Source organism: Aquipseudomonas ullengensis, from assembly GCF_014174475.1.
Taxonomy (GTDB): Bacteria; Pseudomonadota; Gammaproteobacteria; order Pseudomonadales; family Pseudomonadaceae; genus Aquipseudomonas; species Aquipseudomonas ullengensis.
In genome coordinates this window covers 1,105,662-1,127,150 of the sequence record NZ_JACJUD010000001.1, presented here as the reverse complement: position 1 = coordinate 1,127,150, position 21,489 = coordinate 1,105,662, and the positions used below count along the sequence as shown (strand labels likewise).

Sequence of the window (21,489 nt, the reverse complement as noted above, 5' to 3'; positions counted from 1 at the left end):
GCGCGCCCCGCACAGTTTCACCCCGCCTATGTCGCACTTGAAAATCTACCTGACCCGCCTGCTCGCCCTGATGCAGCGCTATCCCGGCCTGATCGCCCTGTTCGGCTTCGCCTCCGGGGTGGCCAGCTTCATCCTGGTCGACCGCCAGGCGCGCGCCGGTGAAGTGATCGCCGTGCTGATGCTGCTGAGCTGGGTCTGGCTGCTGCTCGAGGGCCTGCTCACGCGCAGTGCCGCGCGCTGGCTGGGCCTGGAGGTGCCGCCGGGGCTGCTGCGCTACCTGACGCAGATGATCCACCAGGAAAGCCTGTTCTTTGCCCTGCCGTTCTTCTTCATCACCACCGCCTGGAACAGCGGCCAACTGGTGTTCACCAGCCTGCTCGGCGCGGCGGCGCTGGTGGCGATCGTCGACCCGCTCTACTACAAGTGGCTGGCCGCACGGCGCTGGCTGTACCTGGCGTATCACACGGTGGCGCTGTTCGCGGTGCTGCTCACGGCGCTGCCGCTGATCGTCCACCTGACCACCGCCGAGAGTTATCGCCTGGCCCTGGGCGCCGCGCTGCTGCTGTCGTTCCCCAGCCTGGCCAGCACCCTGCGCATCCAGCAGTGGTGGCGCTGGCTGGCCCTGGGCGGCCTGATCCTGCTGCTCGGCGGCGCCGGCTGGCTGGCCCAGCGCTGGATTCCGCCGGCGACCCTGTGGCTCACCGAAATGGCGGTGACCAGCGAGATGGACAACCTCAATCGCGCACCAGGCGCCAGCCTGGAGCAGATCAGCAGCGCGCAGCTGCGCAGTGGCGGGCTGTATGCCTACACCTCGATCAGCGCGCCACGCGGGCTCAACGAGCGCATCTACCATGTCTGGCGCCGCGATGGCGTTGAGATGGACCGCATCGCCCTGGACATCAATGGTGGGCGCAAGGCCGGCTACCGCGCCTGGACGCACAAGCGCAACTTCCCCAGCGAGGTGGCCGGCGACTGGCAGGTGCAGGTGCTCACCGAGGGTGGCCAGCAGATCGGCGTGCTGCGCTTCAGCGTCAGCGACTAGCCGCTGCGCGCGGCCTGCGGCATGCTGGGCCGGCATTCAAGCCAGCGCAGGGAACGTCGATGTACAAGGGATTGTGCCTACTACTGAGCCTGGCGCTGCTGCTGGGCTGCTCGCGCAGCGACAAGCCAAGCCGCGTCGAGCAGAACCTGCTGCTGACCAGCGCCGACTTCACGCGCTACGGCATCGAGGGTGATGGCCGCTTCAGCCGATTGATCACCTACTGGAACCGCACCACGGAGCTGACCTACGAGCACAACCCCGGGCACGGTTTCTTCCTGCACAGCTCGCTGAAACTGTTCCCCGAGGCCGGTGCCGCGCTGGTCAACAGCATGGCCGAGTCCACCGGTGCAGGCATCGGCCTGGACAACGGCGATGTGCTCCAGCAGGAGCTGCCGCTGGCGGGCCAGTACGGCAGTCATTCCGAGCTCAAGCTGTTGATCAAGCATGGCAAGCCAATCGGCAACCTGTTCTCCGTGAGCATCGGCGGCAAGTCGTTCCTCGCCCTGTTCACCGGCTTGTACTTCGAATCGGCGCCGGCCTTCGAAGCCTTTATCGCGCCGAAGATGGCGGCCCTGCGCGCGTACGACCCGCCGGACCCCATCGCCGACTGGGCCCGCCAGCAGGTGGCGGACGACAGCGAGTCGGCCGCCCGCTGAGCATCGGTTACAGGCGGAAGCGCTGCACCATGCCGTTCAGCTCGCTGGCCAGGCGCGCCAACTGGTCGCTGGCCACCGAGGTTTGATGGGCGCCGGTGGCGTTCTGCGCGGCGATGTCGCGGATCGCCACCAGGTTGCGGTCCACCTCGCGGGCCACCTGGGCCTGCTCCTCGGCGGCGCTGGCGATCACCAGGTTCATTTCGTTGATCTGGCTGACCCGCGCGGAAATCACTTCCAGCGCGCCATCCGCCTCGCTGGCCAGGCTCTGGCTGCGCACCGCGTACTCGCTGCTCTGCGCCATGGCATTGACCGACTCCTGACTGGCGTTCTGGATGGCGCTGATCATCCGCTCGATTTCCTGGGTCGAGGTTTGCGTGCGCTGGGCCAGGGCCCGCACCTCATCGGCGACCACGGCAAAACCACGGCCCTGGTCACCGGCCCGCGCGGCCTCGATGGCGGCGTTGAGGGCTAGCAGGTTGGTCTGTTCGGCGATGGTGCGGATCACTTCCAGCACGCGGCCGATGCCAATGGCTTCCTCGGCCAGGCGGGCGATGGTGGTGGAGGTGATCTGCAGGCGCTCACTGAGTTGCTCGATGGTGCTGCGCGTGGTACTGACCTGCTGGCGACCGGTCAGCGCCGTCTGCTCGGCCTCGCGCGAAGAGTCGGAGGTGTGATTGGCGTTGCGCGCCACCTCGTCCACTGCCGCCGACATCTCGGTGACCGCGGTGGCGGCCATCTCGATCTCATCGTTCTGCCGGGTGATGCCCTGGGATGAGTCTTCGGTGACCGCGTGCAGTTCTTCAGCCGCCGACGCCAGTTGCGTGGCCGAGTTCTGGATGCTCTGCAGGGTGTCGCGCAGGGTGGTTTGCATGTCGCCGAGGGAGCGCTGCACCTGGGTCACCTCGTCGGCCCCTTCGGCCCCCACCGGCTGGGTCAGGTCGCCGCTGGCGATGCGTTGGGCCGAGCGCGCCAGGTCGGCCAGCGGCTGGGTGATGCTGCGGCTGAGCAGCCAGGCGGCGAGCAGGGTGAAGATCACGCTAACGCCGAGAATCAGGCTGAAGGTCCAGGTCGAACTCTTCGCGTTGGCTTCGGCACGCGCGCCGGCATCGGCGGCACCCTTGTTGTTCAGCGCGATCAACTGGTCGAGGGCCGTCACCAGCTCATCGAACTGGCCTTCGGACTGCTTGCTCAGGCTGGCATCCACGGGCCCGGCGGCCAGGGCCGCGAGCACCTGACCGAGGGTCTGCTCGTAGGCCGCGCTCTTGGCGTGATAGGCGGTGAACAGGCGACGGTCCTCGTCGAGGATGATGGTGTCTTCGTAGGCCTTGTCGTAACCAGTGACGCGCTGGCGAATGCTGTCGATCTCGCTGCGCAGGCTGGCCAGCTCGCTCGGCTGGACGGACGCCTCGTATTCGGCGAGGCGCATGGACTGGCGGTCGGACTTGATCTTGGCCATCAGGTCGAGGCCGAGCATCCACACATCCTTCACTTCGTTCAGCTCGTCATGCAGGTTGCTCAATGACTTCAGAGCAACGCCTCCGGTAAACAGGAGGATCAGGGTGAGCACCCCGAAACCGATCAAGTTGCGGGTACTGACAGTGACTGAGCGCAGGGACATGACCAACTCCGGGATGGGACCAAGTCTCTGCAGTCTAGTCCCCGCCAGGCCGGCGGCAAGCCGCGTACTGCGGGCGCTTCAGCCGAAGAACCAGTAGCACACGGCGATCGAGGCGAGCACCCCGGCCAGATCGGCGAACAGGGCACAGCCCACCGCATGCCGCGCACGCTGGATGCCGACCGCGCCGAAGTACACCGCCAGCACATAGAAGGTGGTTTCGGTGCTGCCCTGCATGGTTGCCGCGACCAGCGCCGGGAAGCTGTCGACGCCCTGGCTCTGCATGGTTTCGATCAGCATCGCGCGCGCCGCGCTGCCGGAAAACGGTTTGACCAGGGCGGTGGGCAATGCGTCGACGAAGCGGTTGTCCCAGCCCAGCCAGTCGACCAGGCTGCGAATGCCGTCGAGGCCGAAGTCCAGCGCGCCGGAAGCACGCAGCACGCCAATCGCACAGAGCATGGCGACCAGGTAGGGCAGCAGGTTCTTGGCCACGTCGAAGCCTTCGCGCGCACCGTCGACAAAGGTTTCATACACCGGCACCTTGCGTAGCCAACCGACCAGCAGGAACAGCAGGATCAGACCGAACAGCACCAGATTGCCGAGCAGCGACGACAGCTCCTTGAGCGCCACCGCACTCAGGCTGGCGAGCACCGCCATGAACGCGCCCAGCAGCAATGCACCCGGCACCAGATAAGCCAGCACCACCGGGTCCCACAGGCGCAGGCGCTGCATCAGCGCCACGCTGAGCAGGCCCGCCAGGGTCGAGGCGGTGGTGGCTAGGAGAATCGGCAGGAACACCAGGGTGGGGTCAGGCGCGCCCTGCTGGACGCGATACATGAAGATCGACACCGGCAACAGGGTCAGTGACGAGGCATTCAGTACCAGGAACAGGATCTGCGCGTTGCTCGCCACGGTGGCGCTGGGGTTGAGCTCCTGCAGCGCCTTCATCGCCTTGAGGCCGATCGGCGTGGCAGCGTTGTCCAGGCCCAGACCGTTGGCGGCGAAGTTAAGGGTGATAAAGCCGAGCGCGGGGTGACCGCGCGGCACCTCGGGCATCAGCCGGGCGAACAGTGGCCCGAGCGCCCTGCCGAGCAAATCCACCAGCCCGGCCTTCTCGGCAATGCGCAAAAAGCCCAGCCACAGGGTCAGGGTGCCGAACAGCACCACCATCAGCTCCACCGAGACCTTGGCCATGGCGAACAGGCTTTCCACCATCGCCGCCCAGACGCCCGGGTCGCCACCGATCCAGCGGGTCAGCGCCGCGACTGCCGCTATCGCAAAAAATCCCAGCCACAGGCCATTGAGCATCATTCACCCCCGGTCGATGCCGGCGATGATAGCGGGGCCATGCAGTCAGCGCGACCGCCGGGCTCGGCAAGCTGGATGAGGGATGGATGAGGGATGGATGAGGAATGGATGCAGCGGATGGGCGAAGAAATAAGCGTGCCGGCAGCGCGGTGATCGGTGGATACACCCGCTGCCGGCAACGCGTGCCTGACCCGGCCCTTGCGGAGGCACTCGCTGTGCCCCTAGGTCGCTCCGACTGCTGTGCAGAGCATCCCGGCCCCCTGGTCATGCGCCCTTGGGTGAGCGCAGCGTTACGGGCTGCACCTGCCGGGCGGCAGATGCAACTATTTCGGGTCAGCGACGGGTCATAAGCGCCCGCGGCGGCCGAAAATCATGGACACGATGAACATCACCAGGAAGACAACGAAGAGAATCTTGGCGATCCCCGTGGCGGTGCCGGCGATACCACCGAAGCCCAGTACGGCTGCGACGATGGCGATGATCAGGAATGTGATGGCCCAACTCAGCATGGTCTTTCTCCTTCTTGCTCAGAATCCCTGCGGGAGCGCCTGCAGAACGCCATCCAGATCCTCTTCGGCCCAGGCGTCGTGGCTGACGCACACGGCCTGGCCAACGATGATGGCGCTGCCGGTCATACCGATGAACAGCACCAGCAGGCTGGCGAATACGATCAGAACGAATATCCACATGGCGCGGCTCCTTGCAGGGCTGGCGGTGAGCGCAGGCTGCCGCTGGCGGCCCGCGAGCACCGGGTGGGGTTACTTCATGGTGTGCTTGAGCGCACTCATGCGGTCATGGCAGGCCCGAATCTTGGGCATTTCACCGCGCAGCAGGCTGCTCACATCCGGCTCGGCATCTTGCAGGGTGTCCTCGAAGGCGTGCAGCAAGCGGTCTTCGGCAGCCTCCAGTTGGGCCACATAGGTGCTGTCGGTGTCGCTCGACAACGAGGCCTTGGTGTCGGCGTAGACCTGGCGTAGCTTGCCGATCACCGTGCCGCCCTGGGGCACTTGCTCGTGATTGGCCGCGACTTTGCTAGCTAACGCTTGAATGATCTCGGTCTTGGCGTGCGCCATGTCGCGAAACAGGCTCTTCAGCTGTACATCTTTCACCTCGCCTTCGGCATGCTGGTAGAAGCGCTGGCCGTCGCGGGTGATTTCAATCAGCTCGTTGAGTTGTGCGGTCGACTTGCTCATGTTGTTCTCCTGGTATTACGCGGGAGGCTGGATCGGAAGCGATTTGCCCTCTCCGTTACGGCTAATATCGCAAGCCCTGTGCCAGGCTTTTACAATCCATAAAAACAATATAATTCAGACACTTAACTACAACTGAAGCCATTGGATGGCGTGCAGCATGCAGGATTGCGCGGAATACGCCGTGCAACTTGCACGAAAAAACCGGGACTAATGACCAGGTCGAGCAATCTGCCCCCACAGGACGAGGAGGAGAAACACCCATGCCACACACCGAAAGCGGTCGCATTCTGCTGGTCGACGACGAGTCGGCCATCCTGCGCACCTTCCGCTATTGCCTGGAAGACGAGGGCTACAGCGTGGCCGCCGTGAGCAGCGCGGCCCAGGCCGAACACCTGCTGCTGCGCCAGGTCTTCGACCTGTGCTTTCTCGACCTGCGCCTGGGCGAGGACAACGGCCTCGACCTGCTGGCGCAGATGCGCATCCAGGCGCCGTGGATGCGCGTGGTGATCATCACCGCCCACTCGGCCGTGGACACCGCCGTCGATGCCATCCAGGCCGGCGCCGCGGATTACCTGGTGAAACCCTGCTCCCCCGACCAACTGCGCCTGGCCGCCGCCAAGCAGCTCGAGCTGCGCCAGCTGGCCGCGCGCCTGGAAGTCCTCGAAGGCGAAGTGCGCAAGCCCAGCGATGACCTCGACTCGCATTGCCCGGCGATGATGGCCGTGCTGGAAACCGCGCGGCAGGTGGCCGTCACCGACGCCAACATCCTCATCCTCGGCGAGTCCGGCACCGGCAAGGGCGAACTGGCCCGCGCCATCCACGGCTGGAGCCGGCGCCTGAAGAAATCCTGCGTGACCATCAACTGCCCGTCGCTGACCGCCGAGCTGATGGAAAGCGAGCTGTTCGGCCACGCCCGCGGCTCCTTCACCGGTGCCAGCGAAAACACCCTTGGCCGGGTCAACCAGGCGGACGGCGGCACCCTGTTCCTCGACGAGATCGGCGACTTCCCACTGACCCTGCAGCCCAAGCTGCTGCGCTTCATCCAGGAAAAGGAATACGAGCGGGTCGGCGACCCAGTGACCCGTCGCGCCGACGTGCGCATCCTCGCCGCCACCAACCTCAACCTCGACGAAATGGTGCGCGCCGGCAAATTCCGCGAAGACCTGCTCTACCGGCTCAACGTCATCACCCTCAAGCTGCCGCCGCTGCGCGAGCGCCAGGACGACATCCTGACCCTGGCCGAACGCTTCCTCGCCCGCTTCGTCTGCGACTATGCGCGGCCGGCGCGCAGCTTCAGCGAAGAGGCCCTGAGGGCCCTGCTCGACTACAACTGGCCGGGCAACATTCGCGAGCTGCGCAACGTCATCGAGCGCGCCAGCATCGTCTGCCCGCAGGAAACCGTGGAAGTGAGCCACCTCGGCCTCGGCGCCGAACCCGCTGGCAGCGGCGTGGCGCGGATCGGCGCTTCGATGAGCCTGGAAGACGTCGAGAAAGCCCATATCGCGGCGGTGCTGGCGAGCAGCCCGACCCTCGACCTGGCTGCCAAGACCCTCGGTATCGACGCCTCGACGCTGTATCGCAAGCGCAAGCAGTACAACCTCTAAGGGGCTTCCCATGAAGTTGCCGATGAAGCTGCGCACGCGGCTGTTTCTCAGCATCTCCGCACTGATCAGCGTGGCCCTGCTCGGCCTGCTGTTCGGCCTGATCAGCGTGATGCAGATGACCAACAGCCAGCACGAGCTGATCCAGCGCGGCTTTTCCACCGTGGAAGTCGGCCAGCACCTGCGTCAGGCCCTCGGCGAACAACTGACCAGCGTGATCGGCGACGAACCCGACCTGGCCGCCCTGCGCCGCGGCCAGCAGCGCTTTCGCCAGACCCTCGACGACGCCTCGCGCCTGCCCCTCTCGGCCACGAGCCGTAGCGAGCTGGAGCACATCGAGCAGCTGTACCAGAACCTCGAGGCGGCGATTGCCCAGGGCGGCCCGGCGCCGACCAGAATGGGCGCCAACGAAGACTTCACCGCCGCCTTCACCGCCCTGCGCGAGCGCATGGTGGAGTCGCAGAACCTGGCCTTCCAGAACATCAGCGCGGCGGCGCAGCGCGCCCGCGAACGCTCGATCCTGATCGCCGCGCTGCTCGGCATGATCGGTATCGCCGTGCTGCTGATCGGCTTCGTCACCGCCCACAGCATCGCCCGCCGCTTCGGCGCGCCGATCGACCTGCTGGCGCGCGCCGCCGACCAGATCGGCAAGGGTAATTACCAGGTCACCCTGCCGGTGTCTTCGGTCGCCGAGCTGGCCGTGCTCAGCCGTCGCTTCGGCCTGATGACCGAGGCCCTGAGCCGCCACCACTCGAGCAACATCCACCAGTTGCTGTCCAGCGAAGGGCGCCTGCAGGCGGTACTCGACAGCATTGACGACGGCCTGGTGATTCTCGACAGCCACGGCCGCATCGAGCACGCCAACCCGGTGGCCGTGCGCCAGCTGTTCTGGCAGAACGACCCGCATGGCCAGCCCATCGCTCGGCTGCTGGATGACAGCGGCGTGCATGACGCAGTGAAGCTTGTGCTGAGCGGCGAGCTGCTGGAGCAGGCGCCCGCCGACCTGCAGATCGACAGCGCCGGCGACACCCGCCTGGTGGCCTGGACCCTGACCCCGATCCAGCCCAGCGACGGGCTCAAGCTGGGCGCAGTGATGGTCCTGCGCGACGTCACCGAGCAGCGCATCTTCGAGCGCGTACGCAGCGAATTCGTCCTGCGCGCCTCCCATGAACTGCGCACCCCGGTGACCGGCATGCACATGGCGTTCAGCCTGCTGCGCGAGCGCCAGCAGGTGGTCGAGGGCAGCCGCGAGCAGGACCTGATACGCACCGTGGCCGAGGAAATGCAGCGCCTGGTGCGCCTGATCGACGACCTGCTGGACTTCTCCCGCTACCAGAACGGCCTGCACCAACTGCAGCGCGCCCTGTGCCCGCTGGACGAACTGCTGCAGCAGGCCAGCCAGCGCTTTACCGAGGCCGCCGTTCAGCGCCAGATCAGCCTGCGCAGCGAGGTGCAGGGCGAGCTGCCGGCCATCAACCTGGATCGCACGCAGATGGAGCGCGTGCTGGACAACCTGATCAGCAACGCCCTGCGCCACAGCGAAGAAGGCGGCGAAGTACAACTGCAGGCCCGGCGCCACGGCGAACGGGTGATCCTCAGCGTGCTCGACCAGGGCGAAGGCATTCCCTTCAGCCAGCAGGCGCGCATCTTCGAGCCCTTCGTGCAGGTGGGGCGGCGCAAGGGCGGTGTCGGCCTGGGCCTGGCGCTGAGCAAGGAGATCGTGCAGTTGCACGGTGGCCGGCTCAACGTCCACTCACGTCCCGGCCAGGGCGCGCATTTCTATATCAGCCTGCCGCTGTGAACGCCTGCGGCGCAGCAGAATCAGCTGCGCCGCATGGATGTTGTTAGCGCGGAGGTGGAGGTGGGGTTGCTCGGGTGGTCAGCGCAGGATGGGGTCGAACTTGATGCGCCGGCCGGCCATCAGGGCCAGGGTGCAGAGGACGGCACTCACGGCGCCGGTCAGCTTGAGCAGCAGGCGCAGCTCGGCATCCAGCGCGGGCGCCAGCCACAAGGCGGCGACGCTGAGCAGGGTCATAACCAGCAGAACCAGGGCACTCTTCGACATGCTGCGCTCCTTGTGCAGTGGGGGTGGCTGGGAAGTCAGAACACCCAACGCTGGGGACGTTGCTGCTGCTGCGCGGTGTCGGTTTCGCCGTCGTCGCTGATGCGCAGCCACTGGCCCTGGTCGGCCTGGGTCGGGGCGGCGGTACGCAGCGCTTGCGCCCGTTGCTGCGGCACGCTGGCCAGCGGGCGAGCGACCATGGGGCTGGCCAGGTGCAGTTCGGTGGTCTTCAGCGCCGTGGAGGACTCCTCGGCCGTAACACCACCGGCGAGGGTGCAGGACAGGCAGAACAGGCTCAGCAGGGACATCCGGCGAACAGTGTGCATGGGGGCTACTCCATCAGCGAATCAGTGAGGCTTACGCAACTGATTTTGCAGACGGCATGCCAGCTTTTGTGCCGGATAAATTACTTATAAATCATACATTTATAAAATATATTCGGGCATTTTGCATTGCGCTTTGCACGATCGCGAAAAACCCGCAGTGCAATTTGCACGACGATTATCCGACCTCCGCCACGCCGTAAGGCAGCACGACCCGGAAGCACGCCCCCTCTCCCAGCCGGCTGTGCAGCTCGATGTGCCCGCCGTGGGCCTCGACGATCTGCTCGCTGATATACAGCCCCAACCCCAACCCTTGCGGCACGCCATTGCCGGCAATCCGCTCGAACTGTTGAAAGATGCGCTGCTGGTCGGCCACGGAAATCCCCATGCCCTGGTCACTCACCTCGATGCAGGCATCCGCCTCCCGGCCATACACCCGCACCTTGATCGGCTTGCCGGCGCCGTAACGCAGGCCGTTGGTGAGCAGGTTGACCAGCACCTGCTCGATGCGGAAAGCGTCCACCTCGGCGTTCACCGGGCCTTCCAGCTGCAGTTCCAGGCTGCAGCCGGCGTTGCCGATCAGCCCGGCGAGGTTTTCCGTCACGCGGCTGGCCAGTTGGCTGAGGTCGCACGGCTGCGGGCGAATCGACAGCTTGCCGGTACGGATGCGCGAGACATCCAGCATGTCATCGATCAGCCGCGTCAGGCTGTTGATCTGGTGCTCGTCGCGCAGGGTGATAGCGCGCAGGCGATCGAGGGTGAAGGCATCGCTGCGGTTCTGCTCCAGGCGCAGCTTGCGCAGCTGGACCTCCAACGCCAGGCCGTTGAGCGGCGTGCGCAGCTCGTGGGAGACGATGGACATGAAGTCGTCACGCATGCGCACCGCGTTCTGCAATTCGCCCTGGGTCGCACGCAACTCGGCCAGCAATGCCTCCTGCTCGCGGCGGCTCTGTTCGAGGGCATCCAGCTGGCGCAAGAGCGCTTTACGCTGGCGATACAGTTCGACGAACACCGCCACCTTGCTGCGCACCTCATGCGGCACCAGCGGCTTGTGCAGGAAGTCCACGGCGCCGCTTTCGTAGCCCTTGAAGGCGTAGTTGAGGTCACGCCCGGCGGCACTGACGAAGACGATCGGGATGTGCTTGGTCTTCTCCGTGCCGCGCATCAGCTCGGCCAGCTCGAAGCCGTTCATGCCCGGCATCTGCACATCGAGGATGGCGATGGCGAAGTCGTGCTCCAGCAACAGGCCCAGCGCCTGGCCGGCATCACTGGCGCAGAAGATGGTGCGGTCCTCGCCCTGGATCAGCGCTTCCAGCGCCAGCAGGTTGCCCGGCAGGTCATCGACGAGCAGCAACTTGGCTTCGATCTTTCTCAGCATGGTGGCGTATCCAGTTCGGCCAGCAGCGTGTGCAGGCCATCGAGGGGAAGAAGGAAATCGGCGGTCAGCAGCGCCAGTGCGGCTTGCGGCATGACCGGCACCTGGGCGTCGGCCGGGTCCTGCACCAGCGCAAGACCGCCGCTGCGCTGGATCTGCAGCAAGCCGGCGGCGCCATCGGCGCTGGCCCCGGTGAGCAACACTCCGGCCAGGTGCGGGCCGAACACATCGGCCGCCGACTCGAAGAGGATGTCGATCGACGGCCGGGCGAACAGCCGCGGCTCTTCGCGGCTGAGGGAAAAACTGCGGTCGCTCTCGATCGACAGGTGATAGCCGGGCGGGGCGAAATACAGGGTGCCGGCGCGCAGGCTGTCCTTGTCGCCGGCTTCCTGCACCGGCAGCGCCAGGCGCCGCTGGAACAGCTCGACCAGCAGGCTGTCGCGGTTATCCGGCAGGTGCAGCACGCAGACGATGGGCAGCCGGTAGTCGCCGGGCAGCCCGCCCAGCAGGCGCAGCAGCGCGTCCACGCCACCGGCCGAGGCGCCGATCACCAGCGCCTCCAGCGGGGCCTGCAACCGCCCGCGAATCTGCACCTCGGCGCGCACGCTCATCGTTTGCGGAAGATCCGGTCCTGGCGCACCAGCGGCTCGAAATGACCGCCGTAGCTGGAGAACTCCAGGCTTTCCTTGCTGCCCAGGCCAAGGAAGCCGCGGTGGCACAGCGACTCGTGGAACAGCCCGAGCGCGCGGTTCTGCAGCTCGCGGTTGAAGTAGATCAGCACGTTGCGGCAGGAAATCAGGTGGGTCTCGGCGAACACGCTGTCGGTGGCCAGGCTGTGGTCGGCGAAGGTCACGTTGGCGCGCAGCGACTTGTCGAACAGGGCGCGGTCGTAGGCTGCCGAGTAGTAGTCGGAGAACGCGCACTGGCCGCCGGCGCGCTGGTAGTTCTCGGTGTAGGCGCGCAGGTTGTCGAGGGCAAAAATGCCCTGCTCGGCCTTCTCCAGCGAATGCGGGTTGATGTCGGTGGCGTAGATCATGCTGCGTTCCAGCAGGCCTTCTTCCTTGAGCAGGATCGCCAGCGAGTAGACCTCCTCGCCGGTGCTGCAGCCGGCCACCCAGAACTTCAGCGACGGGTAGGTGTGCAGCACCGGCACCACCTGCTGGCGCAGGGCGAGGAAGTAGCTGGGGTCGCGGAACATCTCGCTGACCGGAATGGTGAGGTACTGCAGCAACTGCATGAACGCCGCCGGGTCGTGGAGGATGCGTTCCTGCAGCGCGGAAATGGTCGCGCAGTCCAGCTGCACCAGAGCCTGCTTGACCCGGCGCTTGAGCGAGGCGCCGGTGTAGTCGCGAAAGTCGTAGCTGTAGCGCAGGTAGATCGCTTCGATCAGCAGCCGCAATTCGATCTCGGTCGTCGGCATCAGATTCGTTCCAGTTTCGGCATCCACACACGGATCAGGGAAAACAGCCGGTCGAGGTCGATCGGCTTGGCCAGGTAGTCGTTGGCACCGGCCTCGCGGCAGCGTTCCTGGTCGTCCTTCATCGCCTTGGCCGTCACCGCGATGATCGGCAGGTTGCGCCAGCGCGGTTCCAGGCGGATGGCGCGGGTCGCTTCGTAACCGTCCATGCCCGGCATCATCACGTCCATCAGCACCAGGTCGATGTCGGCCACGGCGTTGAGCTTGGCAAGCGCCTCGTGGCCGTTGCGGGCGATCTCGATCACCGCGCCCTTGTGTTCCAGCGCGCTGGAGAGGGCGAAGATGTTGCGCACATCGTCGTCCACCAGGAGGATGCGCCGGCCCTCGAAGACCTTGTCGCGGCTGCGCGCGGACTTGAGCATGCGCTGGCGATCGGTGGACAGCTCGGCCTCGACCTTGTGCAGGAACAGGGTCACCTCGTCGAGCAGGCGCTCGGGCGAGCGCGCGCCCTTGATGATGATCGAGCGCGAGTACTTGAGCAGCTCGGCTTCCTCGTCGCGGGTCAGGTTGCGCCCGGTGTAGACGATCACCGGCGGGAACGAGCAGATCTCCTCGCTGGCCATGCGCTGCAGCAGTTCGTTGCCCTGCATGTCGGGCAGCTTGAGGTCGATGATCATGCAGTCGAATACGGTACTGCGCAGCAGCGCCAGGGCCTCGCCAGCACTCTCGACGGCGGCGATCTCGATGTCCTCGTCGCCGATCAGGCGGGCGATGCTGTCGCGTTGCAGGGCGTCGTCCTCGACCAGCAGGATGCGTTTGACCCGTTGGTCGAGCTTGGCCTCCAGCTTGCCGAACACCGCCTTGAGCTGCTCGCGGGTGGTCGGTTTGAACGCATAGCCGATGGCACCCAGGTGCAACGCCGCTTCGCTGCGGTCGTCCACCGACACCACATGCACCGGGATGTGCCGGGTCAGCGGATCGTCCTTGAGCCGCTGCAGCACGCCGAGGCCGGAACCGTCCGGCAACTGCATGTCGAGCAGGATGGCGTCCGGGCGGAATTGCTGCGCCAGCGCCACGCCCTCGTCGGCCCCCTGCGCCACCAGGCAGGCATAGCCCAGTTCGCGGGCCAGGTCGTAGAGAATCTGGGCGAAACGGGTTTCGTCCTCGATCACCAGCACACGACGGCCACGAACCTCGTCGAGGTGCTCGCGGTCATCGGCAAAACTCGCCACGGGCGGGCTGACCGGCACGGCAGCGGGAACGGCCGGAGACGGCGCCGGCAGGGTCACCGGGGCCGGCGTCAGGCTGATCTCGCCACGGGCCTGGTACTGCTCCGGCAATAGCAGGGTGAAGGTGCTGCCCTGGCCAGGCTCGCTGCTGACGGTGATGGAGCCGCCGAGCAGCGCCGCCAGGTCGCGGGAAATCGACAGGCCCAGGCCGGTGCCGCCATAGCGGCGGTTGGTGGTGCCGTCGGCCTGCTGGAACGCCTCGAAAATCAGCGCCTGCTGGTCGGCAGCAATGCCGATGCCGGTGTCGCGCACGGCGAAAGCGATGCCGAGGTTGGCCCGGCGCTCGACGCTGAGGGTCACCGAACCCTGCTCGGTGAACTTGCAGGCATTGGCCAGCAGGTTCTTGAGGATCTGCTCGACGCGCTGTCGGTCGGTGAACAGGAAGTCCGGCACCCCGGCACCCGTCTCGACCTCGAAGGCCAGGCCGCGGTCGCCGGCCACTGGGGTGAACACATCACGCAGGCCATCAAGCATCGAGGCCAGGCGCACCTGGTCGGCGAACACTTCGAGCTTGCCGGCCTCGACCTTGGCGATGTCGAGGATGTCGTTGATCAGGGTGAGCAGGTCATTGCCGGCCGAGTAGATCGATTCGGCGAACTTGATCTGCTCGGCATTGAGGTTGCCGTGCGGGTTATCGGCCAGCAGCCGGGCGAGGATCAGCGAGCTGTTCAGCGGTGTGCGCAGCTCGTGGGACATGTTGGCGAGGAATTCCGACTTGTAGCGGCTGGCGCGCTGCAGGTCCTCGGCGCGCGCTTCCAGCTGCGCCTGGGCCTGGCCAAGGGCGTGGTTCTTCTGGTCGAGGTTGTCGCGCTGCTCGGACAGCGCCTGGGCCTGTTCGGCGAGTTTCTCGTTGGTCTGCTCCAGCTCGGCTTGCTGGGTTTCCAGGTGCGCCTGGGATTCCTTGAGGATGCGCGCTTGCTGCTCCAGCTCTTCGTTGGCGGCGCGCAGCTCTTCCTGCTGGGCCTGCAACTCCTCGTTGAGCTGCTGGCTCTCGGCGAGCACTTCCTGCAGGCGCTGGCGGTAGCGCGCACTTTCCAGCGACAGGCCGGTGCTGCTGGCGATCAGTTCGAGGAACTCATGGTCGCGCGCCGTCAGCGGACGCAGGAAACCCAGTTCGAGCACGCCATTGACCCGCTCGTCGGCATGCAGCGGCAGCAGCACGACATGCGCCGGCGCGCCGTTGCCCAGCCCGGAGCTGACCTTGATGTAGTCCGCCGGCAGGTCCTGCAGGTACACCGGGCGCTGGTTCAGCGCGACCTGGCCGACCAGGCCGTCGGCCTTGTAGAACTGCTGGCTGAGCTGCTCCTGCTCGCGGCTGAAGCCGTAGCTGGCGATGCGTTGCAGGTCGCCGCTGTGACTGTCGCGCAGGTACAGCGCGCCGACCGCGCACTGCAGGTAATCGGCGAGGAACTCCAGGGCCTTGCCGCCGAGGGTCTGCAACTGCTGCTCGCCGAGCAGGCGTTCGGCGAGCTGGGTCTGGCCGCCGCGCACCCAGGCGCGCTGGCGCTGCTCCTCGGCATAGGCTTCCTGCTGCGCCAGCGAGGCGGAGTAGGTCTGCGACAGGCGCATCAACTCGCGGCGACCGAAGGCGGCGAGCAGGCCGCTGAACAGCAGGCTGACGGTGAGGTAGAGCACCGTGCTCAGCAGCGTGCTGTTGCTGGCATCGACGTTGCGCTGCTGGCGCAGGGTGCGCTCGGTGGCGATGAAGGTGTCGAACTCGTTGCGCATCTCATCGGTGAGGTTCTTGCCGCGACCGCTGCTGATATTGCCCTGGTACTGATTGCCCGCGCGGCGCTCACCGATAACCTCCTGGGCGAACTCTTCCCATTGCCCCTGCAGGCCTTTGAGGCGCTTGAGCCGCTCGACCTGGGCCGGGTTGTCGGCGACCAGGCCCTCCAGCTCGTCGAGGTCGGCGCGTACCTTGGGCCGGGCGATTTCGTAGGGGCCGAGGAAGCTCTCGTCACCGGTGATGACGAAACCGCGCATGCCGGTTTCCATGTCGATGCTCAGCTTGTAGGCCTCGGCAGCGCCGGTGAGTACCTGGTCGGTGTGCTCGACCCATTTGATGATGTTCAGCAGGTAGGTGATCAGCAGGGCGAAGAACACCGCCCCAACCAGGCCCAGCCCCAGGGGCAGGGCCACGTTGCGGGCGAGAATACGACGGAAACTTTTTTCATCCTGAGCTGACTGATTCAACATCGGCGGGTCCGCTGGAAGGTTGGCAAGGGTTATTGTGGGGCACTGTCCGCTGTGCGCTGCATTGCACGCCCATGGCTGACTGACCGCAGCATATCGCCGAAGTTTGCCTGCTTTTGCAAATGGCAGGTTCAGGCACACTTGGCTTTTTCCGCCATCACGCAGAGATCAGCATGTCCAGCCCCCTTCCAGGTACCGTCAACAAGATCGTGGTGTTGGTCGAAGACGATACGATCGTGCGCCTGCTTACTGTCGAAGTGCTGGAGGAGCTGGGTTATCACGTCCTCGCCTTTGGCGATGCCGTACCGGCCCTGGAGCTGCTGCGCGGCGCGCAAGTGGCCGCCCTGCTGATGACCGACGTCGGCCTGCCCGGCATGGACGGCCGGGCCCTGGCCCACGCCGCGCGCGCGCTGCGCCCGAGCCTGCCGGTGCTGTTCGCCAGCGGTTATTCGGAGCGCGAGTTACTCGATGAGATGCGCAGCCAGAACCAGCAGGCGCGCACCGAAAGCGTGACCAAGCCCTACAACCTCGACCTGCTGCGCGAGCGCGTGCGCAGCCTGATCGGCGAGTAGCCGCTAGGCCTTCTGCCGCTCTACCAGGTGGCGGAACTGGCGCGCCGTCAGCGGCTTGGCGAACAGCCAGCCCTGGCCGCACTGCGCGCCCTGCTCGGCGAGAAACAGCGCCTGGGCCTCATGCTCGATACCCTCGGCCACTACCTTCAACTGCAGCTCGTGGGCCATGCGGATGATGTGCGGCGCCACGCCGCTGCTGGCAGCATCATGGCCGAGCGCATCGACGAACGACTTGTCGATCTTCAGCACGTCGGCCGGCAGCTCCTGCAGGTAAGCCAGACTCGAATAGCCGGTGCCGAAATCGTCGATCAGCACCCGGTGGCCACGCGCCCGCAGTGACGCCAGTACGCCTTGCGCGGCCTGGGTATCGGCCAGCCCGGACTCGGTGACCTCGAAGGCAATCTGCGTGGCGTTGACCCGGTACTGCAGCAGCAGCCGCGTGGCCAGTTCGTCGATGCGCGGCACCGCCACATCGCAGGCAGCCAGGTTGATCGAGATGTACAGGTCAGGGTTCTGGCCGAGGAAATGGCCAAGCTGGGACAGCACCTGCTCCAGCACGTAATCGGTGATCTCGCGGATCTGCCCGCTGCTTTCCGCCATCGGGATGAAATGGTCCGGGCCCAGCAGCTTGCCGTCGGCGCGACGCCAGCGCACCAGCGCCTCGGCCCCCACGCAGCGGCGGCTGGCGAGGTCGTAGATCGGCTGGTAACGCACCCGCAGCGCGCGTCGGCGCAAGGCCGCAGGCAACGAGCCGGGCAGCGACTGGCGATAACGCACCTGGTGGAAGGTCAGCACACCGAGCAGCAACGCCAGCAGCACGGCCACCGGCAGCCAGCTCATCAGCCCCTCGCGCAGGCGCTGCTGCAGGGCGCTGCGATCGGCGAACAGCAGCAGGTCGAAGTCCGGGCTCTGGGTCGGCATGCGGTAGATCAGCTGGCTGGCGCTGACCAGCAGGCTCTGCTCCGGCGGCCAGCCCTCGGGCGGCGGCCAGGGCTGCGGCGGGCCGAGGATCGGCAGCGGCTTGCTGCCAGCGCGAGTGACCAGCAGCAGGCTGCCGCCGGGCGGCAGCTCGACCACATCGGCCAGGTGCCCGCGCGCAGTGGACAGGCGAAAGTAACCGCGCTGCACCACCAGCGCGGCGAGGTCATCGTTGGGTTGCGCGCTGGTGTTGAGCCAGTAGCTCTGCCGCTCGCCTTCGATATCCGCCGGGCGCTCGGGGCCGAAAGAGCTGCGCTTGGGCGAGGACGAACAGCGCTGGTTGCCACCGATGAAGGCCGCCTCGTAGACGAAGCGATGGCTGAAGGTGATCTGCCGCAGGGCCTCGACCATGGCCAGGTCGCAGCCGCGCAGCGGTTGCTGGTCGAGCTTGTCGAGCGCTTCCTGCAACTGGCCGAAGATCTGCTCGATGCGCTGCAGAAAACGCTGCCCCTGACTCTGCAGGCGCTCGCTCTCGGCCTGTTGCGCCTGGTAGTTGGCCAGCCACAGACCGCCCAGGCCAAACAGCAGCGCGCCGAACAAAAAGGCCAGCAGTGCCAGGGGCCAGGGGCGGTAGAGCGCGCGACGCAACTGCGCCAGCCGGGGCGACATGGAGCGGACTCCGAGCAGGGGTCACTCAGGTATAGCGCCTAGTGCGGTGCGGCGCCTGCGGCTCCCCAGTCAAGGCGCCGGGCGGTTGAGCACCAGCAGCAGGGCTGCGCTTTCGGCGTCCGCCTGGCCATCGAAACGCGCCGGCCGGTACTTCATCTGGAACGCAGCCAGCACCTTGCGCGTGGCCGGGTCGAAGTGGCCGGTTTGCGGCGTGGGGTAGCCCAGGCGCAGCAGTTGCTCCTGGAACCACTGCGCGCTCGGCAGGCTGGCGGCAAAGGCGGCTTGCTCGCGGGCGACTGCGGCGGCGTCCGGCCAGCGGATCAGGCCGGCCTCGGCCAGGCGCTTCCAGGGGAACAGCGGGCCGGGGTCGACCTTGCGCTGCGGGGCGATATCGCTGTGGCCGATGATGCTGTCGATGGGCAGCTGATGGCGCCGCACGATGTCCTTGAGCAGGACGATCAGCGCCTCGATCTGCGCCTCGCTGTAGGGCTGCCAGACGCGCCCCTGGGGGGTGTCCTCGTAGCCCTGGTTGACCATCTCGATGCCGATGGTGCTGGCATTCAACCAGGTGCGGCCCTGCCACTCGCTCTCACCGGCATGCCAGGCACGGCGGTCTTCGTCGACCAGGCGGTAGACGCTGGCGGGCTGGTCGTCGGCGATCAGGTAATGGCTACTGACATCGGCATGGGTCAGCAGGGCCAGGGACTGGGCAAAATCGGTGGAGGTGTAGTGCAGCACGATGTACTGCACACGGCTGTTCTGGCTGCGCGCGTGGTAGCTGTCGTTGATCGACGGCGTGTTGGCGCAGGCGGTCAGCAGCATGGCAGTGAGGGCGAGTAGAACGAATCTCATGGGCTGGGCAGCACGCTCGGCAGGGGAGCGGAGTTTAGCTCCGCTCGGGGCTTGATGACGATCTTGCAAACTAGCGGCGCAGCGCTTGTCGCAGCCGCTTGACCCACGCGCAGCAGGCCGTCAGGGGGCGATATGCAGGATGCTCTGCAGGTTGTCCAACAGCATGTCGACGCTGAGCATGATCAGCAGCATGCCGGTCAGGCGCTCCACCGCCATCAGCCCGCGCGGACCAAGGAAGCGCTGCAGCCAGGAGGCCTGCAGGAGGATCGCCGCAGTCGCCAGCCAGGCCAGGAACACCGCCAGGTAGAGCTCCCACAACTCGCCCTGGTGGGTGTTGCGCAGGGTCATCAGCACCGCCAGCGCCGACGGTCCGGCCACCGCTGGAGTGGCCAGCGGCACCAGCATCGGCTCGCCGTCCGGCACGTCGCCGAGCAGGCCTTGCGGCGTGGGGAAGATCAGGCGCAGGGCAATGATGAACAGGATGATGCCGCCGGCAATCGCCGTGGCCTCGCGCGACAGGCCAAGGCCACTGAGGATCTTGTCGCCAAAGGTGAGGAACAGCATCAGCAGGCCGAGGGCGAACAGCAGTTCGCGCGCGACCACGCGCATGCGCCGCTCGGGTGCGACATTCTTCAGGGCAGCCAGGTAGATGGCGATATTGCCGAACGGGTCGGTGACCAGAAACACCAGTACGGCGATGCCGAATAGATCCATGACGAACTCCTCAACGATCCCCACAGTCTAAACGGCCAGGCCCCGCAGCGTCTGTCGTCAATGCGTCTGCCACGTGTCAGGAACGCTACCTTGAGGCCGCCAGGCGAGCCCATAGAGTGCGACGCGTATCACAGTTCGCCCGTATCGAACGACAGCGGGAGTCAGGGCGGGACAGACGGCAGCAGCACTCGCTGCGCAGCGGCGTATTGTCTATCTCAAGGCTCATCGAGGAGGAGCGCCATGCGACGTCAGTTGCTGTGGTTCAAACAGGATCTACGCTTGGACGATCATCCGGCGTTGCAGGCCGCACTGGCGGCGGATCGCCTGCTACCGGTGTATGTGCTCGACACCGACGCGCTACAGCCTGGGCCGCTGGGCAACCCGCGACTTGGCGTGCACCGCGCGCGCTTCCTGCTGGAAAGCCTGGCCGCACTGGATGGCGAGCTACGCCAGCGCGGCTCGGCGCTGATGCTGATCAAGGGCCACGCCGAGCAGGTGCTACCGCGCCTGGTCGAGCAGTTCGCCCTGCAGGAAGTCCTGACCCTGGAAGAAATCGCCCCCGAGGAGCGCGCCCAGCTCGCCGCCGTGCGCAGCGCCCTGGGCGAGGTGCCGCTGCGCGAACTGAACGGCAACCACCTGCTGCGCAGCGAAGAGCTGCCGTGCCGCATCGAGGAACTGCCGCAGGTCTACAGCCAGTTCCGCGAATTGGTGGAACAGCGCCTGCCGGTGTTCCAGCCACGCCCCGCACCGGCCCGTTTACCGGCCCTGCCGGAAGGCGCCGAGTCTTACTGCAACCCGCTGCCCAGCCTGTCGCAACTGGGCCTGGGCGAACCGCTCAGCGTGGCCAACAGCGCCTTCCCGTTCTCCGGTGGCGAGCCCGCCGCGCAGGCGCGGTTGCGCGACTACCTGTGGCTGAGCCAGGGCGTGCGCCAGTACAAGGACACCCGCAACGGCCTGATCGGCAGCGAATATTCGTCGAAATTCTCGCCGTGGCTGGCCAACGGCAGCCTGTCCGCGCGCCGCGTGGTAGCCGAGCTACGCCGCCACGAGTCGCAGTACGGGCGCAATGATTCGACCCACTGGCTGTGGCTGGAAATGCTCTGGCGCGACTTCTTCCGCTGGACCCTGGTACGCCACGGCAGCGCGCTGTTCCGGGCTGGCGGGCTGAAAGCCACCGCGCGCGCACCGCAACATCTCGACCAGCGCTTCACCCAGTGGTGCCAGGGCCGCACCGGCATGCCCCTGGTGGATGCCAACATGCGCGAACTGGCGGCTACCGGCTTCATGTCCAATCGCGGGCGGCAGGTGGTGGCCAACTACCTGGTCAATGACCTGGAACAGGACTGGCGCCACGGCGCCGCCTGGTTCGAGGAACACCTGCTGGACTACGACCCGGCGAGCAACTGGGGGAACTGGGCCTATCTGGCAGGAATCAGCAGCGATCCCCGGCAAAAAGAGCTATTCAACGCCCTGCGCCAGGCTCGCCAGTACGACCCCGACGGCGCCTACGTCAGCCTCTGGCTACCGGAACTGCGCAGCGTGCCGGCGCACCTGCGGCACACGCCGTTCCTGCTCTCGCACCTGCAACTGGACGCCATGGGCTACCCGCGCCTGGAGGCTATTCCGGAGAGCTGGAAACCTTACCTGCCGAGTGCCGCCTGAGGCGCAGTCCGACGGACGCGGCACA

General features: G+C 66.3%; 20 protein-coding genes. 6 read left to right on the top strand and 14 right to left on the bottom strand.

The genetic code is table 11. The features are described 5' to 3' along the window. Positions 1-28 precede the first annotated feature (28 nt). Complete coding sequence (locus H3H51_RS05100; RefSeq protein ID WP_183087919.1) at positions 29-1,042, top strand: DUF5924 family protein; 1,014 nt, start codon at positions 29-31, stop codon at positions 1,040-1,042. 59 nt (positions 1,043-1,101) lie between these two features. Then, entirely contained in the window at positions 1,102-1,698 is a 597-nt protein-coding gene (locus H3H51_RS05095; protein WP_183087918.1) for a hypothetical protein, read from the top strand. A 7-nt stretch (positions 1,699-1,705) separates the two neighbouring features. Here the strand turns inward: H3H51_RS05095 and H3H51_RS05090 are convergent, their stop codons facing one another. The 5 genes from H3H51_RS05090 to H3H51_RS05070 form a co-directional block, all read right to left on the bottom strand. Beyond that, positions 1,706-3,316, bottom strand: a complete 1,611-nt coding sequence (locus tag H3H51_RS05090; RefSeq protein WP_183087917.1) for a methyl-accepting chemotaxis protein — start codon at positions 3,314-3,316, stop codon at positions 1,706-1,708. Between the two features lie 78 nt (positions 3,317-3,394). Next, the gene (locus tag H3H51_RS05085; RefSeq protein WP_183087916.1) at positions 3,395-4,621 is read right to left on the bottom strand and encodes a nucleoside recognition domain-containing protein; all 1,227 of its coding nucleotides are present in this window, start codon (positions 4,619-4,621) and stop codon (positions 3,395-3,397) included. A 344-nt stretch (positions 4,622-4,965) separates the two neighbouring features. Further along, entirely contained in the window at positions 4,966-5,130 is a 165-nt protein-coding gene (locus H3H51_RS05080) for a DUF1328 domain-containing protein (protein ID WP_183087915.1), read from the bottom strand. Positions 5,131-5,148: 18 nt separating this feature from the next. Beyond that, positions 5,149-5,310: a hypothetical protein gene (locus H3H51_RS05075; protein WP_183087914.1), complete on the bottom strand. Its 162-nt coding sequence runs from the start codon at positions 5,308-5,310 to the stop codon at positions 5,149-5,151. Positions 5,311-5,379: 69 nt separating this feature from the next. Continuing rightward, a complete protein-coding gene (locus H3H51_RS05070) occupies positions 5,380-5,814 on the bottom strand; it encodes a PA2169 family four-helix-bundle protein (RefSeq protein WP_183087913.1) in 435 nt (144 codons plus the stop codon). A gap of 260 nt (positions 5,815-6,074) precedes the next feature. On the opposite strand from H3H51_RS05070, the gene algB reads away from it, so the two are divergent. Both algB and H3H51_RS05060 read left to right on the top strand, forming a co-directional pair. Beyond that, positions 6,075-7,418 carry a sigma-54-dependent response regulator transcription factor AlgB gene (gene algB, locus H3H51_RS05065; RefSeq protein WP_183087912.1) on the top strand — a complete coding sequence of 448 codons (1,344 nt, stop codon included), beginning with the start codon at positions 6,075-6,077 and terminating at the stop codon, positions 7,416-7,418. 10 nt (positions 7,419-7,428) lie between these two features. Beyond that, the gene (locus tag H3H51_RS05060) at positions 7,429-9,216 is read left to right on the top strand and encodes an ATP-binding protein (RefSeq protein ID WP_183087911.1); all 1,788 of its coding nucleotides are present in this window, start codon (positions 7,429-7,431) and stop codon (positions 9,214-9,216) included. Positions 9,217-9,294: 78 nt separating this feature from the next. Here the strand turns inward: H3H51_RS05060 and H3H51_RS05055 are convergent, their stop codons facing one another. The 6 genes from H3H51_RS05055 to H3H51_RS05030 all read right to left on the bottom strand — a co-directional run bounded on the left by H3H51_RS05055 (position 9,295) and on the right by H3H51_RS05030 (position 16,080). Next, on the bottom strand, positions 9,295-9,480 hold the full coding sequence (locus H3H51_RS05055; RefSeq protein WP_183087910.1) for a PA3371 family protein: 186 nt from the start codon (positions 9,478-9,480) through the stop codon (positions 9,295-9,297). 35 nt (positions 9,481-9,515) lie between these two features. Then, a complete protein-coding gene (locus H3H51_RS05050) occupies positions 9,516-9,803 on the bottom strand; it encodes a hypothetical protein (RefSeq protein WP_183087909.1) in 288 nt (95 codons plus the stop codon). A 175-nt stretch (positions 9,804-9,978) separates the two neighbouring features. Next, entirely contained in the window at positions 9,979-11,178 is a 1,200-nt protein-coding gene (locus tag H3H51_RS05045) for a hybrid sensor histidine kinase/response regulator (protein WP_183087908.1), read from the bottom strand. Further along, positions 11,172-11,786 (bottom strand): chemotaxis protein CheB, encoded by a 615-nt coding sequence (locus H3H51_RS05040; protein WP_183087907.1) that lies wholly within the window; start codon positions 11,784-11,786, stop codon positions 11,172-11,174. The genes H3H51_RS05045 and H3H51_RS05040 overlap by 7 nt, the downstream gene beginning before the upstream one ends. Beyond that, a complete protein-coding gene (locus tag H3H51_RS05035) occupies positions 11,783-12,595 on the bottom strand; it encodes a CheR family methyltransferase (RefSeq protein WP_183087906.1) in 813 nt (270 codons plus the stop codon). Before H3H51_RS05035 ends, H3H51_RS05040 begins: the two co-directional genes overlap by 4 nt. Continuing rightward, on the bottom strand, positions 12,595-16,080 hold the full coding sequence (locus tag H3H51_RS05030) for a response regulator (protein ID WP_183087905.1): 3,486 nt from the start codon (positions 16,078-16,080) through the stop codon (positions 12,595-12,597). Before H3H51_RS05030 ends, H3H51_RS05035 begins: the two co-directional genes overlap by 1 nt. A gap of 170 nt (positions 16,081-16,250) precedes the next feature. Here H3H51_RS05030 and H3H51_RS05025 point away from each other — a divergent pair, with 170 nt between their 5' ends. Then, positions 16,251-16,649: a response regulator gene (locus H3H51_RS05025; protein WP_183087904.1), complete on the top strand. Its 399-nt coding sequence runs from the start codon at positions 16,251-16,253 to the stop codon at positions 16,647-16,649. A 3-nt stretch (positions 16,650-16,652) separates the two neighbouring features. Here the strand turns inward: H3H51_RS05025 and H3H51_RS05020 are convergent, their stop codons facing one another. The 3 genes from H3H51_RS05020 to H3H51_RS05010 form a co-directional block, all read right to left on the bottom strand. After that, on the bottom strand, positions 16,653-18,236 hold the full coding sequence (locus H3H51_RS05020) for an EAL domain-containing protein (protein ID WP_183087903.1): 1,584 nt from the start codon (positions 18,234-18,236) through the stop codon (positions 16,653-16,655). 69 nt (positions 18,237-18,305) lie between these two features. After that, complete coding sequence (locus H3H51_RS05015; RefSeq protein ID WP_183087902.1) at positions 18,306-19,088, bottom strand: N-acetylmuramoyl-L-alanine amidase; 783 nt, start codon at positions 19,086-19,088, stop codon at positions 18,306-18,308. 120 nt (positions 19,089-19,208) lie between these two features. Further along, positions 19,209-19,802, bottom strand: a complete 594-nt coding sequence (locus H3H51_RS05010) for a MarC family protein (RefSeq protein ID WP_183087901.1) — start codon at positions 19,800-19,802, stop codon at positions 19,209-19,211. A gap of 240 nt (positions 19,803-20,042) precedes the next feature. Here H3H51_RS05010 and H3H51_RS05005 point away from each other — a divergent pair, with 240 nt between their 5' ends. Then, complete coding sequence (locus tag H3H51_RS05005; RefSeq protein ID WP_183087900.1) at positions 20,043-21,464, top strand: DASH family cryptochrome; 1,422 nt, start codon at positions 20,043-20,045, stop codon at positions 21,462-21,464. Positions 21,465-21,489: the final 25 nt, after the last annotated feature.

What these genes read in the sequence shown, in the direction of transcription:
- H3H51_RS05025 (WP_183087904.1), top strand. Translation starts at nt 16,251, where the DNA reads ATGTCCAGCCCCCTTCCAGGTACCGTCAACAAGATCGTGGTGTTGGTC.
- H3H51_RS05095 (WP_183087918.1), top strand. Translation starts at nt 1,102, where the DNA reads ATGTACAAGGGATTGTGCCTACTACTGAGCCTGGCGCTGCTGCTGGGC.
- H3H51_RS05020 (WP_183087903.1), bottom strand. Translation starts at nt 18,236, where the DNA reads ATGTCGCCCCGGCTGGCGCAGTTGCGTCGCGCGCTCTACCGCCCCTGG.
- algB (WP_183087912.1), top strand. Translation starts at nt 6,075, where the DNA reads ATGCCACACACCGAAAGCGGTCGCATTCTGCTGGTCGACGACGAGTCG.
- H3H51_RS05100 (WP_183087919.1), top strand. Translation starts at nt 29, where the DNA reads ATGTCGCACTTGAAAATCTACCTGACCCGCCTGCTCGCCCTGATGCAG.
- H3H51_RS05085 (WP_183087916.1), bottom strand. Translation starts at nt 4,621, where the DNA reads ATGCTCAATGGCCTGTGGCTGGGATTTTTTGCGATAGCGGCAGTCGCG.
- H3H51_RS05055 (WP_183087910.1), bottom strand. Translation starts at nt 9,480, where the DNA reads ATGTCGAAGAGTGCCCTGGTTCTGCTGGTTATGACCCTGCTCAGCGTC.
- H3H51_RS05045 (WP_183087908.1), bottom strand. Translation starts at nt 11,178, where the DNA reads ATGCTGAGAAAGATCGAAGCCAAGTTGCTGCTCGTCGATGACCTGCCG.
- H3H51_RS05015 (WP_183087902.1), bottom strand. Translation starts at nt 19,088, where the DNA reads ATGAGATTCGTTCTACTCGCCCTCACTGCCATGCTGCTGACCGCCTGC.
- H3H51_RS05040 (WP_183087907.1), bottom strand. Translation starts at nt 11,786, where the DNA reads ATGAGCGTGCGCGCCGAGGTGCAGATTCGCGGGCGGTTGCAGGCCCCG.
- H3H51_RS05050 (WP_183087909.1), bottom strand. Translation starts at nt 9,803, where the DNA reads ATGCACACTGTTCGCCGGATGTCCCTGCTGAGCCTGTTCTGCCTGTCC.
- H3H51_RS05075 (WP_183087914.1), bottom strand. Translation starts at nt 5,310, where the DNA reads ATGTGGATATTCGTTCTGATCGTATTCGCCAGCCTGCTGGTGCTGTTC.
- H3H51_RS05030 (WP_183087905.1), bottom strand. Translation starts at nt 16,080, where the DNA reads ATGTTGAATCAGTCAGCTCAGGATGAAAAAAGTTTCCGTCGTATTCTC.
- H3H51_RS05090 (WP_183087917.1), bottom strand. Translation starts at nt 3,316, where the DNA reads ATGTCCCTGCGCTCAGTCACTGTCAGTACCCGCAACTTGATCGGTTTC.
- H3H51_RS05010 (WP_183087901.1), bottom strand. Translation starts at nt 19,802, where the DNA reads ATGGATCTATTCGGCATCGCCGTACTGGTGTTTCTGGTCACCGACCCG.
- H3H51_RS05070 (WP_183087913.1), bottom strand. Translation starts at nt 5,814, where the DNA reads ATGAGCAAGTCGACCGCACAACTCAACGAGCTGATTGAAATCACCCGC.
- H3H51_RS05060 (WP_183087911.1), top strand. Translation starts at nt 7,429, where the DNA reads ATGAAGTTGCCGATGAAGCTGCGCACGCGGCTGTTTCTCAGCATCTCC.
- H3H51_RS05035 (WP_183087906.1), bottom strand. Translation starts at nt 12,595, where the DNA reads ATGCCGACGACCGAGATCGAATTGCGGCTGCTGATCGAAGCGATCTAC.
- H3H51_RS05080 (WP_183087915.1), bottom strand. Translation starts at nt 5,130, where the DNA reads ATGCTGAGTTGGGCCATCACATTCCTGATCATCGCCATCGTCGCAGCC.
- H3H51_RS05005 (WP_183087900.1), top strand. Translation starts at nt 20,043, where the DNA reads ATGCGACGTCAGTTGCTGTGGTTCAAACAGGATCTACGCTTGGACGAT.